The organism is Pseudomonas sp. NPDC089422 (assembly GCF_044749405.1).
Classification (GTDB): Bacteria; Pseudomonadota; Gammaproteobacteria; order Pseudomonadales; family Pseudomonadaceae; genus Aquipseudomonas.
This window is the reverse complement of sequence record NZ_JBIVHW010000028.1, coordinates 1-15,672: the sequence shown is the minus strand read 5'-3', so window position 1 is coordinate 15,672 and position 15,672 is coordinate 1. Positions and strand designations below refer to the sequence as shown.

Below are 15,672 nucleotides of genomic sequence, written 5' to 3'. Positions count from 1 at the left end.
GCCCGCGCGGCGCATCGCAGGCAAGCCTGCTCCTACATCTGTTTCGGGCCAGTATCTCCTGCATCCATTGGCGCGCGGTCCCTTGTTTGTACGACGCAATATCGAGTCATGCGCCAAGGGGACGCGCGCCGCTGCCACAGGACTCATTGGCCCGAAACAGATGTAGGAGCAGGCTTGCCTGCGATGCGCCGCGCGGGCGGCGCTCGATCTCATGGACGCCAAACATCTCCAGCCTTACCCTCAGCCCTACCAAGATCCCAAAGAAAAACGACAAAAACCATGGACCAACCCAGCAACCGCATCCTCATCGTCGAAGACGACCAGCGCCTGGCCGAGCTCACCGCCGAATACTTGCAGGCCAACGGCTACGAGGTCGCCGTGGAAGGCGATGGCGCCCGCGCCGCTCGGCGCATTGTCGACAGCCAGCCGGACCTGGTGATCCTCGACCTGATGCTCCCCGGCGAAGACGGCCTGAGCATCTGCCGCCGCGTGCGTGGCCAGTACCCCGGCCCGATTCTGATGCTGACGGCCCGTAGCGACGAACTCGATCAGGTCCAGGGCCTGGACTTGGGGGCCGACGACTACGTGTGCAAGCCGGTGCGCCCGCGCTTGCTGCTGGCGCGCATCCAGGCCCTGTTGCGGCGCAGCGAAAGCCCCGACAGCAAGCGCCACGACCTGGCCTTCGGCCCGCTGCGCATCGACAACCGCCTACGCGAAGCCTGGCTCGACGCGCAGCAGATCGACCTCACCGGCGCTGAATTCGACCTGCTCTGGCTGCTGGCCAGCAACGCCGGGCGGGTACTGACGCGCGAGCAGATCTTCACGGCCTTGCGCGGGGTGGGCTACGACGGTCAGGACCGCTCCATCGACGTGCGCATTTCCAGGATTCGCCCCAAGATCGGCGACGACCCGATCCACCCGCGGCTGATCAAGACGCTGCGTAGCAAGGGTTACCTGTTTGTCGGCGATGCCCCATGAACCGTTCGATCTTCCTGCGCATCTACGGCGGCATGCTCGCCGTGCTGGTGCTGGTGGCGCTGCTCGGCGTGCTCAGCCTGCACCTGGTCAACGAAGTGCGTGTGGCCCAGCACCGCGAGCGCCTGGCCCAGGGCACGTTCAGCCTGATGGCCGACAACCTGGCGCAGCAGAACGCAACCGAGCGCAAGCGCTCGCTGCTGATGTGGGGGCGCTTGCTGGGCGTGCCGCTCGAACTGCAGCCGATGACGGCGCGCACACTGGATGGCGGCCAGCGCGCTCGCCTGTACCGTGGCCTGGTGGTGGTGGAGAAGACTGGGCCGCACGCCGCTCAGGTGCTGCGCAAGGTCGGCCAGGAAGACCTGTTGCTGGTGGCTCAGGTCAAGCAGGTCAGCGAGCAGTTGGCGCGTGCCACGCTTTACCTGCTGGCTGACGAATTGGTGCGCTACCCGGTGACCGAGCAGCAGCAGCGCCTGGCAGAAATAACCCAGAGCAAGGGCTTCGGCTTCGGCGTCGCCCTGCAACGCATCGAGCGGGTCGGCCTGGACGATGACCAGCGGCGCCGGGTGGAGGAGGGGGACACGGTGATGGCGCTGGGCCGAGATGGCGATTCCATCCGCGTGTTCGCCGGCCTGCCAGGTTCACCGCTGGTGCTGGAGATCGGCCCGCTGTATCAGCTCAACCCCTATCCGCCGCAATTGCTGATCCTGATCGCCTTCCTTGGCCTGTGCCTGATCGGCCTGGTGGTGTATCTGCTGGTGCGCCAGCTGGAGCGGCGCGTGTCGGGCATGGAAATCGCCGCCACGCGCATTGCCCAGGGCAGCCTGGACACCCGCGTGCCGGCCGGGGATGCCGATTCGGTGGGGCGCCTGGCCGCTGCGTTCAATGGTATGGCCGAGCACCTGCAGCGCTCGTTGAACATGCAGCGTGAGCTGGTGCGCGCGGTGTCCCACGAACTGCGCACGCCCGTGGCACGCCTGCGCTTTGGCCTGGAGATGATCGAAAGCGCGACCACCGAGCAGGCCCGCGCCAAGCACCTGGCCGGCATGGATGGCGATATCCAGGACCTGGACAAGCTGGTCGATGAGATGCTGACCTACGCACGCCTGGAACAGGGCGCTCCGGCGCTGAAGTTCCAGCGTGTCGAACTGGATGCCCTGTTCGACCGGGTGATCGAAGAGCTGGCGCCGCTCAACAACAAGGTGCGTTTGCTGCGAGGGGCGTGCCAGACCAGCGACGGCTGCTGGGTCGAGGCCGAACCGCGCTACCTGCATCGCGCACTGCAGAACCTGGTGAGCAATGCCCTGCGACATGCGGGCAGTGAAGTACGCCTGAGCTACCAGCTGGGCCAGCAGCGTTGCCGCATCAATGTGGAAGACGATGGTCCGGGCATCCCCGAGGGTGTCTGGGATCGCATCTTCACCCCCTTCACCCGGCTCGACGACAGCCGCACCCGCGCTTCCGGTGGGCATGGCCTGGGCTTGTCGATCGTACGGCGGATCATCTACTGGCATGCCGGCCGCGCCACGGTAGGGCGCAGCGAGGCGCTGGGTGGGGCCTGCTTCAGCCTCAATTGGCCGCGTGAGCAGGCGCCGCAGTAGGGGTCAGACGCTGATCAGGCTGAGCAGGTGGCCGTCCTGCAGGCAGAATTGGCCTTCGACCTCGGCGCCGTGTCGCCACTCGGGTGACAGGTCGGTGAGCAGGCGCAGACGGGCCAGGCCATCGCCGGACCATTCCAGCACCTCGGCATGCTCGAAATAGAAGCGCTGCCGGGTCAGTGGGTAGAGCGCCTTGAACAGGCTTTCCTTGAGCGAGAAGGTCAGGGTGACCGTCAGGCCCAGCTGGCTACGGTTCAGGCGCTCGCGTTCGGCAGGCGTCAGGATCTCGCCCATCAGCCGCTCGGCGCGCTGGTCATCCAGCAGTGCTTCCTGGTCCAGCCCGACGCCGCGACTGGCGCCATCGGCAGCCACTACGGCGGCAGCCCAGCCTTTGCCATGGGTGATCGAGCCATGGATGCCCGAGGGCCAGATCGGCGAGCGGTCTTCGTGGCTGCCGGGCACGTAATCACGGCCATCCAGGCGCTGCAGCGCGGCGCGGGCGCAGACACGGCCAGCCAGGTATTCGGCCTGGCGCTTGGGCACCGAGCGTTGCAGGCTGGCGCTGGGTACGATGCCAGCGCGCTGGAAGTCGTCGCTAGCCAGGAGAGCGGGGTCGAAGGCACAACTGATCAGGACCGCGCCGGGCAGCGGACGGGGCAGGGGCCAGTGATGCCGGAGCGGGGCGCAGCAGGCGGGGAGTCTGTTCATGGCTGTATTGTGCCAGCCGTGAGCTCAGTGTGGGAGAGAGGGCCGCATAACGGCCCTGACGATCTCTACTTGGACGCATCCTTGGGCTTGTCCTCGAACACTTTCTTGAAGAACGCCTGCATGTCCGCCCAGGAGCTTTTGTCCGCCGCTTCGTTGTAGCCGATGTCTGGCCCACCATGATCACCATGGCTCAATCGGTCCGCATCCGGGTTGGTGAACCCATGCTTGGCGCCCGCAATGCTGACGAACTGGTAGTCGACCTTGGCCACATCCATCTCCTTCTTGAAGGCGTCCACCTGCTGCGGGGTGACCATGCTGTCATCCGCCCCGTGTTCGACCAGCAGGTAGGCCCGTACCACGCCTGGCTGGGTGACCGGTGTCTGGGTGGCCAGCGCGCCGTGGAAGCTCACCACACCATCCAGCCTCGCGCCCCGGCGTGCGGCATCCAGTACTACCTTGCCGCCGAAGCAGTAACCCACCGCGCCGAGCTTGTGCTTGTCGGTGTAGGGCTGCTTCTTCAACAAGTCGAGCCCGGCATCGAAGCGCCTGGCAGCTGTCTTGGGGTCCTTCATCGCCTCGGCCATGAACGCCTGGGCGTCCTGCGGGTGCTCGGTGTGCTTGCCTTCGCCATACATATCGATGGCCAGCGCGCTGTAGCCCAGCCCGGCGAGGTCGCGTGCACGGCGTTTGGCATAGTCGTTCAACCCCCACCATTCATGCACCACCAGCACGCCCGGGCGCTCGCCCTTGACGGCGTCGTCGTAGGCGTAATAGCCGATCAGCGCGGTGCCGTCGTCATCCTGGTAACGGATCTCGCGGGTTTGCACCGCCGCTTGGGCGAAGGCGGCGCTGCACATCAGGGTCAGGGCCAGCAGGGCACGCATGTTCACTACTCCTTGTTTTGCCAACAGATCGTTCAGCCGCGGTTCAGTCAGGGTTCAGCCGCGGTTCAGGGCACCCTGCTTACTCTAGCTTCCAGACCGCAACAGCGCATTCAACTGGAGTAAGAAGCCATGAAAACCTTCAATACCCTGCTCGCTGCCATGGCCGTTTGTGCCGCTGGCATGACCTGCGCCCAGGCCGCCGACGACACCTTTGCCAGCCTCACGTACGGCCAGACCAGCGACAAGGTCCGCAAGTCCGGCCTGCTGCAGCGCAACACCGATCACCTGAACGCCGACGGCATCATTGGCAAGGACGACACCTGGGGCGTGCGTCTGGGCAAGATCAATGACCAGGGTCGCTACTACATGACCTATGACAATGTCTCGGGCGACCACAGCGGCCTCAAGCTGCGCCAGGAAAATCTGCTGGGGAGTTACGATCTGTTCCTGCCAGTGGGCGATACCACCAAGCTGTTCGGTGGTGGCAGCCTGGGCATGACCAAGCTGACCCAGGATTCGCCGGGGGCCAGCCGTGATTCCGACTACGGCTATGCCTACGGCTTGCAGGCTGGCGTTATCCAGGACATCACCGACCAGGCTTCGGTCGAGCTGGGCTACCGTTACCTGCGTACCAATGCTGCGACCGAAGTGGGTGCCAGTGGCGGGCCGAAAGAAGGCACTTTGCGCCTGACCAGTAGCGCCCAGACCTACATGGCGGCAACCTACAAGTTCTGACCGCAGAGCCGGGTTATCCTGTACCGGCCTCTTCGCGGGCAAGTCCCCGCGAGGGGGCCGGTACAGGCAACACATCAAAGAGGAACCTTGAATGAAATTGCTGGTGGTCGAGGACGAAGCCCTGCTGCGGCACCACCTCCACACTCGCCTGGGTGAAAGTGGCCATGTGGTCGAAGCCGTGGCCGATGCCGAAGAAGCCCTGTATCAGGCCGAGCACTTCCATTTCGACCTGGCCATCGTCGACCTGGGCCTGCCTGGCATCAGCGGTCTCGAGCTGATCGGCCGGCTGCGCAGCCAGGGCAAGACTTTTCCCATCCTCATTCTCACCGCCCGTGGCAACTGGCAGGACAAGGTCGAAGGCCTGGCTGCCGGTGCCGACGACTATCTGGTCAAGCCGTTCCAGTTCGAGGAGCTTGAAGCGCGCCTGAACGCCTTGCTGCGTCGTTCCAGCGGTTTCACCCAGTCGACCATCGCCGCTGGCCCCCTGGTGCTGGACCTCAACCGCAAACAGGCAACCCTGGATGAGCAGCCGCTGGCACTGACGGCCTACGAGTACCGCATCCTCGAGTACCTCATGCGTCATCACCAGCAAGTGGTGGCCAAGGACCGCCTGATGGAGCAGCTCTACCCCGGCGACGAGGAACGCGACCCCAACGTCATCGAGGTGCTGGTTGGCCGCCTGCGCCGCAAGCTCGAGGGCGAGAGCGGTTTCAAGCCGATCGACACGGTGCGCGGCCTCGGCTACCTGTTCACCGAGCGCTGCCGATGATCCGCTCGCTGCGGGTGCGGCTGATGCTCGCGGCGGCAGTGCTGGCGCTGCTGTTCATGCTGGGGCTGCTGCCTGCCTTGCAGAAGGCCTTCAGCCTGGCCTTGCAAGAGTCGATCGAACAGCGCTTGGCATCGGACGTGACCACGCTGATATCCGCCGCGCGCATCGAGCACGGCCAGCTGCAGATGCCCGAGCTGCTGCCGGACGAGCGCTACAACCTGCCATACACCGGCCTGCTGGGCTACATCTTCGACCGTGACGGCAACCTGGTCTGGCGCTCGCGCGCCACCGCCGACCGGAACATCAATTACCGCCCGCGCTACGACGGGCGCGGCAACGAGTTCGCCCGTATCCATCAGGACGATGGCGAAGAGTTCTTCGTCTATGACGTCGAGATCAAGCTGCTCGGTGGCCAGAGCGCGGCCTACAGCATCGTGGCACTACAGCCGGTGAGTGAATACAAGGCCACGCTCGATGGCCTGCGCGAAAAACTCTACCTGGGCTTTGGCGCGGCCTTGCTGGCGCTGCTGGCGCTGCTCTGGGCCGGCCTGACCTGGGGGCTGCGCTCATTGCGTCGGTTGAGCCTTGAGCTGGATGAGGTGGAGTCGGGCGCGCGTGACGGCCTCAGTGGCGAGCACCCGCGCGAACTGCTGCGCCTGACCCGCTCGTTGAACCGGCTGCTGAGCAGCGAGCGCGAGCAGCGCGCCCGCTACCGCGATTCGCTGGGCGATCTGGCGCACAGCCTGAAGACCCCGCTGGCCGTGTTGCAAGGTGTGGGCGAGAGCCTGCAGCAGCGTGCTGGCGAGCGCGAGCAGGCGCGGGTGCTGCAGAGCCAGATCGAGCGCATGAGCCAGCAGATCGATTACCAGCTGCAGCGCGCCAGCCTGCGCAAGAGCGGCCTGGTGCGCCACAGCGTGCTGCTGCTGCCGGTGCTGGAGAGCTTGTGCAGCACCTTGGCCAAGGTCTATCGCGACAAGCGGGTCGAGGTCGAGCTGGATGTGCCTGCGCAGTCGCATGTGCCGATGGAGCAGGGCGCGTTGCTGGAACTGCTGGGCAATCTGCTGGAGAACGCCTACCGGCTGAGCCTGGGGCTCGTGCGGGTGAGCCTGCGGGAGGCACCCGGGACGCTGGCACTGTGCATCGAGGACGACGGCCCCGGGGTGCCGGCTGACCAGCGTGAGCGGATTCTCGAGCGCGGTGAACGGCTGGACCGGCAGCATCCGGGGCAGGGCATTGGCCTGGCAGTGGTCAAGGACATCGTCGACAGCTATGACGCCAAGCTGACCCTTGATGAATCGGCGTTGGGCGGGGCCGTCTTCTGCATCACGTTACACCTGGATTGATCTGACGCTCGGGCGGATTCCCGCCATATCCCTTGTACATTTCCCGCCAGCGGGCGGAAATCCGCCACCTTTCCTCAGTAAGTTTGCCCCGTCGTTGGGCACTAGCACCTAGCAAACATTGCCTTTGCACCCTTGCTGGGCACTTTGGCATCGCCCTTGCTATTCCACTTGGCAGAGGCCTGCCCAGGCAGCTCGAACACAACGACAAATCCCTCCAGGTGCAGGAGGGTTAGCGATTCAGGTGCTTGCACACCCTGGGAAGGGTGAAGCCGGCACACTTGAGGAAAATGAGCCATGACGACACGTCAGCCGCTGTACAAATCCCTGTATGTCCAGGTGTTGGTCGCCATCACCATCGGCATCCTGCTCGGCCACTTCTACCCCGAAACTGGCGTCGCCCTGAAGCCCTTGGGTGATGGTTTCGTCAAACTGATCAAGATGGTCATCGCGCCCATCATCTTCTGTACCGTGGTCAGCGGCATCGCCGGCATGCAGAGCATGAAGTCGGTCGGCAAGACTGGCGGCTACGCGCTGCTGTATTTCGAGATCGTCTCCACCATCGCCCTGATCATCGGCCTCGTGGTCGTCAACGTGGTCCAGCCGGGCGCGGGCATGCACATCGACGTCAGCACCCTGAACGCCAGCAGCGTGGCTGCCTATGCCGCTGCCGGCGCGCAGCAGACCACGGTCGGCTTCCTGCTCAACATCATCCCCAACACCGTGGTGGGTGCCTTCGCCAACGGCGACATCCTGCAAGTGCTGATGTTCTCGGTGATCTTCGGCTTCGCCCTGCACCGCCTGGGCAGCTACGGCAAGCCAGTGCTGGACCTGATCGATCGCTTCGCCCATGTGATGTTCAACATCATCAACATGATCATGAAGCTGGCCCCGCTCGGAGCCTTCGGTGCCATGGCCTTCACCATCGGCCAGTACGGCGTGGGTTCGCTGGTACAGCTGGGCTACCTGATGGCGTGCTTCTACATCACCTGCCTGCTGTTCGTGCTGGTGGTGCTGGGTGGTATCTGCCGCGCTCACGGTTTCAGTGTCCTCAAGCTGATCCGCTACATCCGTGAAGAGCTGATGATCGTGCTGGGTACGTCCTCTTCGGAATCGGCCCTGCCACGCATGCTGGCCAAGATGGAGCGCCTGGGTGCCAAGAAGTCGGTCGTCGGCCTGGTGATCCCGACCGGTTACTCGTTCAACCTCGACGGTACTTCGATCTACCTGACCATGGCTGCGGTGTTCATCGCCCAGGCCACCGACACCCACATGGACATCACCCACCAGATCACCCTGCTGCTGGTGCTGTTGGTGGCGTCCAAAGGGGCTGCCGGCGTGACCGGTTCGGGCTTCATCGTGCTGGCTGCCACCCTGTCGGCCGTCGGCCACCTGCCGGTTGCCGGCCTGGCGCTGATCCTCGGTATCGACCGCTTCATGTCCGAAGCCCGCGCACTGACCAACCTGGTCGGCAATGCCGTGGCGACCGTGGTCGTGGCCAAGTGGGTGAAAGAGATGGACGACGACAAGCTGGCCTCAGAGTTGGCTTCCGGTGGCGCGCCGCTGGAACTGTCGGTACCTACCGATGACCTGGGTGTTGCAGAAACCCCGGTGCGTTGATCCTGGTGCGGTAAAAAAGAAGGCGACCCTCGGGTCGCCTTTCTTGCATCTGACTATTCGACGCGGGTTTCGCCGCTGTACACCAATATCGCCCGGCAGCGTCGGCACAGATAGCGCCGCCCCTGGCGCACCAGCTTGTGCCGCTGCGCGGTAAACGGGAAATCACCCTCCGGGCAGGGGCAGCGATAGATGTAGCGGGTCACCACCCGCCGCTGCACTGCATAGTTGTGGCAGCGATTCGGTGGCAGTTCATAGACCCCGCGCATGATCAGCTGCCACTCCTCGCCATGGGCCTGGATGCGGTCGCCAAACAGCTGGTGGGCCACCAGGTGCGCCACTTCATGGGCCACGGTCTGGCGCAGGAAGTCGTCCTGGTTTTCGCGATACAGCTGCAGGTTGAAGCGCAGCAGGTTTTCGTGCAGGTGGGCGACGCCGGCCTTCTGGCCGCGCAGCTTGAAGCTGACTTCCGGGCGCGGGAAGGGGCGTTTGAAGAAGGCTTCGGCTTGCTGGTAACAGGTTTCGACTCGTTGTTTGAGCAGCTCGGGCATGGCGGGGTGGTTCTCCTGACCGGGCATTATGCCGGATGCTTGTCGCGGTTGCCGAGCCACCGGTCAGCAGGCAGGCATCATGACAAAGACAAAGGCCGCCTTGCGGCGGCCTCTGGCTTGATGCCCTATGTTGGCTGGATCTGATCTAGTTGGTGTACACGGGCCCCACGCCCAAACCCCAGATGATCACGGTAGCAGCCATGATCGCCACCAGCACCACGAGGCCCACTGCCAGCACGGAGCTTGAGAACAGGAAGCCTTCATCTGACGGTATGTTCATGAACGTCGGCAAGCCGACATACAGCAGGTACACGGTGTAGCAAATGGCAGCGGTCCCCACCAGCATGCCCAGCCACAGGTGCGGATAGAGCGCCGCCAGGCCGCCGAGGAACAGCGGGGTGGCGGTGTAGGTGGCAAAGGCGATGCATTGCGCCATGGACGGGTTGGCGTCGTAGGTGCGGGCCATCCAGTGGATAAAGGCACCCATCACCGCAACCCCGGCGAGCATTGCCAGGTAGGACATGATGCTCATCCAGACCGCGCTTTCCATGGTCAGCATCACCGCCGGTCGGCCACCGATCACCCAGCCCACCTGGGTGGTGCCGATAAAGGCCGAAATGGCGGGAATCGCCGCCAAGATGAGTGTATGAGTCAGGTACATGTGGCTGATGCTTTCTTCTTCGCCACGAATCTCCCGCCATTCCTGGTCGGGATGGGTAAACAGCCCCACAACGTGATGAATCATGCCGGTCACTCCTCTCAATGTTGCCAATCGCCCCCCACATGGAGCGCAAGCGGCCCGAGGCCAGGACACCGAAGCAGAACGGTAATGTGGCCTTATGTCGCAGTATAGGAAGCCAATCCCTGCACAAACCGGGCTTTTTAGAGCAAATTGCGCTGTCAGGGCCGTTGTTGATTCCCTTGAAGTCTTTATCGGAATCCCTACAGGTACGCGTGGTTTGTGCGTAAAATAGCCGGCTTTTGTCACACCTCGCGGATCCAAGCGCTATGGGCACCCTCTCGGTCAACCAGAACAAACTGCAAAAACGCCTGCGTCGTCTCGCCGGCGAAGCCATCACCGACTACAACATGATCGAAGATGGCGACAAGGTCATGGTCTGCCTGTCTGGCGGCAAGGACAGCTACACCATGCTCGACGTTCTGTTGCACCTGCAGAAGGTGGCACCGATCAAGTTCGAGATCGTCGCGGTGAACATGGACCAGAAGCAGCCGGGCTTCCCCGAACATGTGCTGCCGGCCTACCTCAAGGAGCTGGGCGTCGAGTACCACATCGTCGAAAAAGACACCTACTCGGTGGTGAAGGAGCTGGTACCCGAGGGCAAGACCACCTGCTCGCTGTGCTCGCGCCTGCGCCGTGGCACCCTGTACACCTTCGCCGATGAAATCGGTGCGACCAAGATGGCCCTGGGGCATCACCGCGACGACATCGTCGAAACCTTCTTCCTCAACATGTTCTTCAACGGCGCGCTCAAGGGCATGCCGCCGAAGCTGCGTGCCGACGACGGCCGCAACGTGGTGATCCGCCCGCTGGCCTACTGCAGTGAAAAGGACATCCAGGCTTACTCGGACATGAAGGAGTTCCCGATCATTCCGTGCAACCTCTGCGGTTCGCAGGAGAACCTGCAGCGCCAGGTGGTCAAGGACATGCTGGTGGAGTGGGAGCGCAAGCACCCGGGCCGCACCGAGAGCATCTTCCGCGCCATGCAGAACGTGGCCCCGTCGCAGCTGGCCGACCGCAACCTGTTCGATTTCACCAGCCTGAAGATCGACGAAAACGCCACTCCGCGCTTCTTCGACGTGGTGAACATCTGAACCCATGCGCGATTACCAGTGGCTGTACGGGTACTGCCTGAACCGCTTCGGCTCGGCCGAGGCGCTGGAAGCCTTCCTGCCGCAGCCGCGCACGCCGGCGCAGCTGCGCGACATCGCTGACGACCGCTACCTGTCGACCCTGGCCCTGCGCGTGTTCCGCGCCGGGCTCAAGCACAGCCTGGTGGATGCCAAGTGGCCAGCGTTCGAGCAGGTGTTCTTCGGCTTCGACCCGGAGAAAGTGGTGCTGATGGGCGCCGAGCACCTGGAGCGGCTGATGCACGACGAACGCATCATCCGCCACCTGGGCAAGCTCAAGAGCGTGCCGCGCAATGCACAGATGATCCTCGATGTGGCGAAGGAGAAGGGCAGTTTCGGTGCGTTCATCGCCGACTGGCCGGTGACCGATATCGTCGGCTTGTGGAAGTACCTGGCCAAGCACGGCAACCAGCTGGGTGGGTTGTCGGCACCGCGCTTCCTGCGCATGGTCGGCAAGGATACCTTCATCCCCACCGATGACATGGCGGCGGCGTTGATTGCACAGAAGGTGATCGACAAGCAGCCGACCAGCCAGCGCGACCTGGCCCTGGTGCAGCAGGCGTTCAATCAATGGCACGCCGAGAGCGGGCGGCCGCTGTGCCAGTTGTCGGTAATGCTGGCGCATACCGTCAACCACTGAGTTCTGTGTAGCCCTCTTCGCGGGCAAGCCCGCGAAGAAGCTAGCTGCCTTCGCCCGCCATGCGCCGTTCGAACTGGAACTTCCAGCGCACATACAGCAGCCCGGCAATGAACAGCCCCAGGCTCACCAGCACTTCCACCCAGCCAAACACCGCACGCGCCGGGTCGAACGCCGCCAGCACGCCCTTGATGAAATAGATGTTCACCACGAAGCAGGTCCAGGCGTGCGCCCGGGCACTGCCCATCAGCATGCCCGGCAGCAGCAGCAACAACGGCACCAGCTCGATCGCCAGGATCACTTCGACCCGCGCCCCATGCAGGTTGGCGAACCACAGGTTGTTCACCACCAGCAGCGCGATCAGGCCAAAGAAGCATGCCAGGCTCAACGCCCGCGTCAGGCGCAGCCGTGGTGCCAGCCATTCGAGCGGCGGCAATACCTTGGGCTTCTTAGCCACGCGTGGCCTCCAGGGCCTTGGCCGTGGTCGCCAGGCGTTGGCCAAGGGCGCGGCACAAAGCGATTTCGTGTGGGTCCAGCTCACGCTTGCCATCGGCCCCGGCATGGTGGCTGGCGCCGTAAGGGGTGCCGCCACCGCGGGTCTCCAGCAGTGCCGATTCACTGTAGGGCAGGCCCATCACCAGCATGCCGTGGTGCATCAGCGGCAGCATCATCGACAGCAGGGTGGTCTCCTGGCCGCCGTGCAGGCTGGCGGTGGAGGTGAACACGCCAGCCGGTTTGCCGACCAGTTCGCCACCCAGCCACAGGCTGCTGGTGCCATCGAGGAAGTACTTCAGCGGTGCGGCCATGTTGCCAAAGCGGGTCGGGCTGCCCAGCACCAGGCCGGCGCAATGGCGCAGGTCGTCGAGGGTGGCGTACAGCGCGCCGCTGGCCGGGATGTCCGGGGCCACCGCTTCGCACTCGGTGGAAATCGCCGGCACCGTGCGCAGGCGCGCTTCCATGCCGGCCAGCTCGATGCCGCGGGCGATATGCCGGGCCATCTCGCTGGTCGAGCCATGGCGGCTGTAATACAGCACCAGGATGAACGGCGCGCTCACGGCAGGATCTCCAGCACCTTCTCGGGCGGACGGCCGATGACGGCCTTGTCACCGGCAATCAGGATCGGGCGTTCGATCAGCTTGGGATTTTTTACCATGGCGTCGATCAGTTGCGCGTCGCTCAGTGCCGGGTTTGCCAGGTCAAGGGATTTGTATTCGTCTTCGCCAGTGCGCAGCAGCTGGCGCGGGGCGATGCCCAGCTTGCCGAGCAGGGCCTTGAGGGTGGCGGCGTCGGGTGGGGTTTCCAGGTAGCGCACGATGGTCGGTGCCAGGCCGCGTTGTTCGAGCAGTTCCAGCGCGCCGCGGGATTTCGAGCAGCGCGGGTTATGATAGAGCGTCAAGTCAGTCATGTCGGGTCGCATCCAGCTGGGTGTGGCGGCTATTCTAACCGCAGCGACTGACCTATTTGCTTGAAACTTCGAGAAGGATTGACCCATGGCAAGGCGTCTGGCAGCAGTACTGGCCATCACCGCGAGCCTTTTGCTCGGTGGTTGCGGTGCCGATTACGGCGTGGACCAAGATGGCAAGACGGTAAAGGCGGAACAGATCGACGGGCACTGGGTAGTGCTCAATTACTGGGCCGAATGGTGTGGCCCGTGCCGTACCGAGGTACCTGAACTGAACCAGGCGGCCAAGCAGTGGGCGGCCGACGGCATCAAGGTGGTCGGGGTGAACTTCGATGGCCTGCAGGGCCCGGAGCTGAAACAGGCCGCGGAGGCCTTGGGCATCGGCTTCACCGTACTGGCCCAGGACCCGGCCGAGCGCTATGACCTGCCACGCAGCGAGGCGCTGCCGGTGACCTACATCATCGATGACAAGGGCAAGGTGCGTGAGCAATTGCTGGGCGAGCAGACCCTGGAAGGGCTGCAGGCCAAGATCAAGGCGCTCAAAGGCGCCTGATGCAATTGGGGCTGCTATGCGGCCCCAATGTTTTTCAGCCTTCTTCAGGCCAGAAGCGCAGCGGTTTGCCTTCGGCCGGCCAGAAGCGCATCTGCTCGATGGGCGACACATCCCAACGCTGCACGGTCTCCAGCGCCTGCAGGAAGTGCTTTTCCTGTTCCATCAACGCAGGTGCGCAAAGCTTGCGGGTCTTGCCGACCTTGCCGAAGCTCAGGTGCTCACCGTCCAGCGTGTACGGCGCAAACCAATGGTTGCAGCCGGCATTGCCGTAGGCGCGGCCATCGCTGGCCAGGGTCAGGGTCAGGTGGCTGTAGTCGATCAGCGGACGCTCGCCGATCCACTCCAGCACGTAGCTGCGTTCCTGCTGCAGCTTCGAAGGTTCGGCAGCACAGCCGAGCAGGCCGGTGGCAATCAGCACGCCGGTCAGCAGATTCTTCACTCGGCGCTCTCCTGGCAACGCGGGCACAGGTGCTTGTCGCCACGGCTGGCCCAGCCCAGTTCGGCGATACGGGCGCTGGCAGCCGGCTGACGGGCTGCCTTGCCGAGCTTGGCGTCGACGGCGAACTCGAAATCCAGCACCGCGTCGCAGCTGTCGCACTCGACCTTCCAGGTGAGAATTTCCAGCTCGTTGAACACCGGGCCGCTGGCCACGGCAACCCACTGGCCGCGTGGGTTGATCAGGTGGCGCACGCTCTCCACGGTCAGGCGCATGGCCAGGTCCTTGCTGCCCTTGAGGGTCACGATCAGGACGTCGCCCTTGTGCATCGAGCCACCGTTGCCGGTCACCTGGTAACGGCCCGGAACCAGGGCGCGGCACTCGATCAAGGTGTGTTGCGGGTTGAAAAGGGTGTAGCGGAAATCGTGCTCGACCATGGGTCCTCCAGAAATGCCGCGTATCCTAGCATCAACCGGTGACCAGATTCTGCGGATTACCCGCCGCCCAGCGGATGATGTTGTCCAGGGTGGTGGCGGCGATGGCGTCCAGTGCTTCGCGGGTCAGGAATGCCTGGTGCGCGGTGATGATCACGTTGGGGAAGGTCAGCAACCGTGCCAGCACATCATCCTGCAGCGGCAGGTCGGAACGGTCCTCGAAAAAGAGCTGGGCTTCCTCTTCATACACATCCAGGCCCAGATAGCCGAGCTGGCCGCTTTTGAGGGCGTCGACCAGCGCCGGCGTGTCGACCAGCGCCCCGCGGCCGGTATTGATCAGCATGGCGCCTGGCTGCAACTGGTTCAGGCTTTGCGCATTGATCAGGTGCCGGGTGTGCTCGTTCAGCGGGCAGTGCAGGCTGATGATTCGCGCCTCGCGCAGCAGTTCGGGCAGGTCCAGGTAGCGGGCCCCCAGGGCCAGCAGTTCCGGGTTGGGGCAAGGGTCATACGCCAGCAGCTGGCAGCCGAAACCGGCCATGATACGGGCGAAGGCAGCACCGATCTGGCCGGTGCCGACCACGCCGACGGTCTTGCCATGCAGGTCGAAGCCGGTCAGCCCGTGGAGGGTGAAGTCACCTTCGCGGGTGCGGTTGTAGGCCCGGTGCAGGCGGCGGTTGAGCGCCAGGATCAGGGCCACGGCGTGCTCGGCCACGGCATGCGGCGAATAGGCCGGCACGCGCACCACCGCCAGGCCAAAGCGCTGAGCGGCGGCCAGGTCGACATGGTTGTAGCCGGCCGAGCGCAGGGCGACCAGCCGCGTACCGCCAGCGGCCAGGCGCTGCAGCACCTGGGCGTCGAGCTCGTCGTTGATGAAGGCGCAGACGACCTCGTAGCCCTGGGCCAGGGCGGCGGTTTCGAGGGTCAGGCGGCTGGGCTGGAAGTGCAGGTCAAGGGTATTGCCTTGGGCGGCTTGGGTGAAGCTTTCCTGGTCGTAGTGCTGGCTGCTGAACAACAGAACGCGCATGGTGGGCTTCCTCTGAAGTGCATGTCTTGGGTTGTCTGGTGCCTGTGAGATCGAGCGCCGCCCGCGCGGCGCATCGCAGGCAAGCCTGCTCCTACATCTGTTTCGGGCCAATCAATCCTGGGGCATTGGCGCGCGTACCC

The 15,672-nt window shown here is 64.2% G+C and carries 19 protein-coding genes; 9 read left to right on the top strand and 10 right to left on the bottom strand.

Translation table 11 applies throughout. The features are described 5' to 3' along the window. Nucleotides 1-279: 279 nt before the first annotated feature. Together ACIPZ8_RS27895 and ACIPZ8_RS27890 are read left to right on the top strand one after the other, a co-directional pair. The gene (locus ACIPZ8_RS27895; protein ID WP_400730363.1) at nucleotides 280-978 is read left to right on the top strand and encodes a response regulator; all 699 of its coding nucleotides are present in this window, start codon (nucleotides 280-282) and stop codon (nucleotides 976-978) included. After that, nucleotides 975-2,576 (top strand): ATP-binding protein, encoded by a 1,602-nt coding sequence (locus ACIPZ8_RS27890; protein ID WP_400730360.1) that lies wholly within the window; start codon nucleotides 975-977, stop codon nucleotides 2,574-2,576. The genes ACIPZ8_RS27895 and ACIPZ8_RS27890 overlap by 4 nt, the downstream gene beginning before the upstream one ends. Before the next feature lie 3 nt (nucleotides 2,577-2,579). Here ACIPZ8_RS27890 and ACIPZ8_RS27885 read toward each other — a convergent pair whose 3' ends face one another. Further along, nucleotides 2,580-3,281, bottom strand: a complete 702-nt coding sequence (locus ACIPZ8_RS27885; RefSeq protein WP_400730358.1) for a 4'-phosphopantetheinyl transferase — start codon at nucleotides 3,279-3,281, stop codon at nucleotides 2,580-2,582. Between the two features lie 65 nt (nucleotides 3,282-3,346). Continuing rightward, complete coding sequence (locus ACIPZ8_RS27880) at nucleotides 3,347-4,165, bottom strand: dienelactone hydrolase family protein (RefSeq protein ID WP_400730355.1); 819 nt, start codon at nucleotides 4,163-4,165, stop codon at nucleotides 3,347-3,349. A gap of 129 nt (nucleotides 4,166-4,294) precedes the next feature. Between ACIPZ8_RS27880 and ACIPZ8_RS27875 the strand changes: the two genes are divergently transcribed. The 4 genes from ACIPZ8_RS27875 (at nucleotide 4,295) to ACIPZ8_RS27860 (ending at nucleotide 8,629) form a co-directional block, all read left to right on the top strand. Further along, nucleotides 4,295-4,900, top strand: coding sequence for an outer membrane protein (locus ACIPZ8_RS27875; RefSeq protein ID WP_400730353.1), 606 nt, complete (start codon nucleotides 4,295-4,297; stop codon nucleotides 4,898-4,900). 91 nt (nucleotides 4,901-4,991) lie between these two features. Continuing rightward, complete coding sequence (locus tag ACIPZ8_RS27870; RefSeq protein ID WP_400730350.1) at nucleotides 4,992-5,669, top strand: response regulator; 678 nt, start codon at nucleotides 4,992-4,994, stop codon at nucleotides 5,667-5,669. Further along, nucleotides 5,666-7,012 (top strand): ATP-binding protein, encoded by a 1,347-nt coding sequence (locus ACIPZ8_RS27865; protein WP_400730347.1) that lies wholly within the window; start codon nucleotides 5,666-5,668, stop codon nucleotides 7,010-7,012. The genes ACIPZ8_RS27870 and ACIPZ8_RS27865 overlap by 4 nt, the downstream gene beginning before the upstream one ends. Before the next feature lie 294 nt (nucleotides 7,013-7,306). Next, nucleotides 7,307-8,629 carry a dicarboxylate/amino acid:cation symporter gene (locus tag ACIPZ8_RS27860; protein WP_400730344.1) on the top strand — a complete coding sequence of 441 codons (1,323 nt, stop codon included), beginning with the start codon at nucleotides 7,307-7,309 and terminating at the stop codon, nucleotides 8,627-8,629. A 53-nt stretch (nucleotides 8,630-8,682) separates the two neighbouring features. On the opposite strand, the gene ACIPZ8_RS27855 is transcribed toward ACIPZ8_RS27860, so the two are convergent. Together ACIPZ8_RS27855 and ACIPZ8_RS27850 are read right to left on the bottom strand one after the other, a co-directional pair. Next, nucleotides 8,683-9,177 (bottom strand): SprT family zinc-dependent metalloprotease, encoded by a 495-nt coding sequence (locus ACIPZ8_RS27855; RefSeq protein WP_103449490.1) that lies wholly within the window; start codon nucleotides 9,175-9,177, stop codon nucleotides 8,683-8,685. A 145-nt stretch (nucleotides 9,178-9,322) separates the two neighbouring features. Then, nucleotides 9,323-9,922: a Yip1 family protein gene (locus ACIPZ8_RS27850; protein ID WP_159409192.1), complete on the bottom strand. Its 600-nt coding sequence runs from the start codon at nucleotides 9,920-9,922 to the stop codon at nucleotides 9,323-9,325. A gap of 263 nt (nucleotides 9,923-10,185) precedes the next feature. Here ACIPZ8_RS27850 and ttcA point away from each other — a divergent pair, with 263 nt between their 5' ends. Both ttcA and ACIPZ8_RS27840 read left to right on the top strand, forming a co-directional pair. Beyond that, nucleotides 10,186-11,010, top strand: coding sequence for a tRNA 2-thiocytidine(32) synthetase TtcA (ttcA, locus tag ACIPZ8_RS27845; protein ID WP_400730341.1), 825 nt, complete (start codon nucleotides 10,186-10,188; stop codon nucleotides 11,008-11,010). A gap of 4 nt (nucleotides 11,011-11,014) precedes the next feature. Then, nucleotides 11,015-11,686, top strand: coding sequence for a DNA-3-methyladenine glycosylase I (locus ACIPZ8_RS27840; protein WP_400730338.1), 672 nt, complete (start codon nucleotides 11,015-11,017; stop codon nucleotides 11,684-11,686). Nucleotides 11,687-11,726: 40 nt separating this feature from the next. Here ACIPZ8_RS27840 and ACIPZ8_RS27835 read toward each other — a convergent pair whose 3' ends face one another. From ACIPZ8_RS27835 to arsC, 3 genes are read right to left on the bottom strand one after another with little or no spacing between them, the layout of a single operon-like run. Then, entirely contained in the window at nucleotides 11,727-12,140 is a 414-nt protein-coding gene (locus ACIPZ8_RS27835; RefSeq protein WP_400730335.1) for a DUF2069 domain-containing protein, read from the bottom strand. Beyond that, nucleotides 12,133-12,738: an NAD(P)H:quinone oxidoreductase gene (wrbA, locus tag ACIPZ8_RS27830; protein ID WP_400730332.1), complete on the bottom strand. Its 606-nt coding sequence runs from the start codon at nucleotides 12,736-12,738 to the stop codon at nucleotides 12,133-12,135. The genes ACIPZ8_RS27835 and wrbA overlap by 8 nt, the downstream gene beginning before the upstream one ends. Continuing rightward, a complete protein-coding gene (gene arsC, locus ACIPZ8_RS27825) occupies nucleotides 12,735-13,088 on the bottom strand; it encodes an arsenate reductase (glutaredoxin) (protein WP_400730329.1) in 354 nt (117 codons plus the stop codon). The genes wrbA and arsC overlap by 4 nt, the downstream gene beginning before the upstream one ends. An 85-nt stretch (nucleotides 13,089-13,173) precedes the next feature. On the opposite strand from arsC, the gene ACIPZ8_RS27820 reads away from it, so the two are divergent. Then, nucleotides 13,174-13,638 (top strand): TlpA disulfide reductase family protein, encoded by a 465-nt coding sequence (locus ACIPZ8_RS27820; RefSeq protein ID WP_110638816.1) that lies wholly within the window; start codon nucleotides 13,174-13,176, stop codon nucleotides 13,636-13,638. Between the two features lie 34 nt (nucleotides 13,639-13,672). Here ACIPZ8_RS27820 and ACIPZ8_RS27815 read toward each other — a convergent pair whose 3' ends face one another. From ACIPZ8_RS27815 to ACIPZ8_RS27805, 3 genes are read right to left on the bottom strand one after another with little or no spacing between them, the layout of a single operon-like run. Continuing rightward, nucleotides 13,673-14,077, bottom strand: coding sequence for an META domain-containing protein (locus ACIPZ8_RS27815; protein ID WP_085675329.1), 405 nt, complete (start codon nucleotides 14,075-14,077; stop codon nucleotides 13,673-13,675). Continuing rightward, nucleotides 14,074-14,511, bottom strand: a complete 438-nt coding sequence (locus tag ACIPZ8_RS27810; RefSeq protein WP_079226860.1) for a hypothetical protein — start codon at nucleotides 14,509-14,511, stop codon at nucleotides 14,074-14,076. The genes ACIPZ8_RS27815 and ACIPZ8_RS27810 overlap by 4 nt, the downstream gene beginning before the upstream one ends. 31 nt (nucleotides 14,512-14,542) lie before the next feature. After that, entirely contained in the window at nucleotides 14,543-15,532 is a 990-nt protein-coding gene (locus ACIPZ8_RS27805; RefSeq protein ID WP_400730325.1) for a 2-hydroxyacid dehydrogenase, read from the bottom strand. Nucleotides 15,533-15,672: the final 140 nt, after the last annotated feature.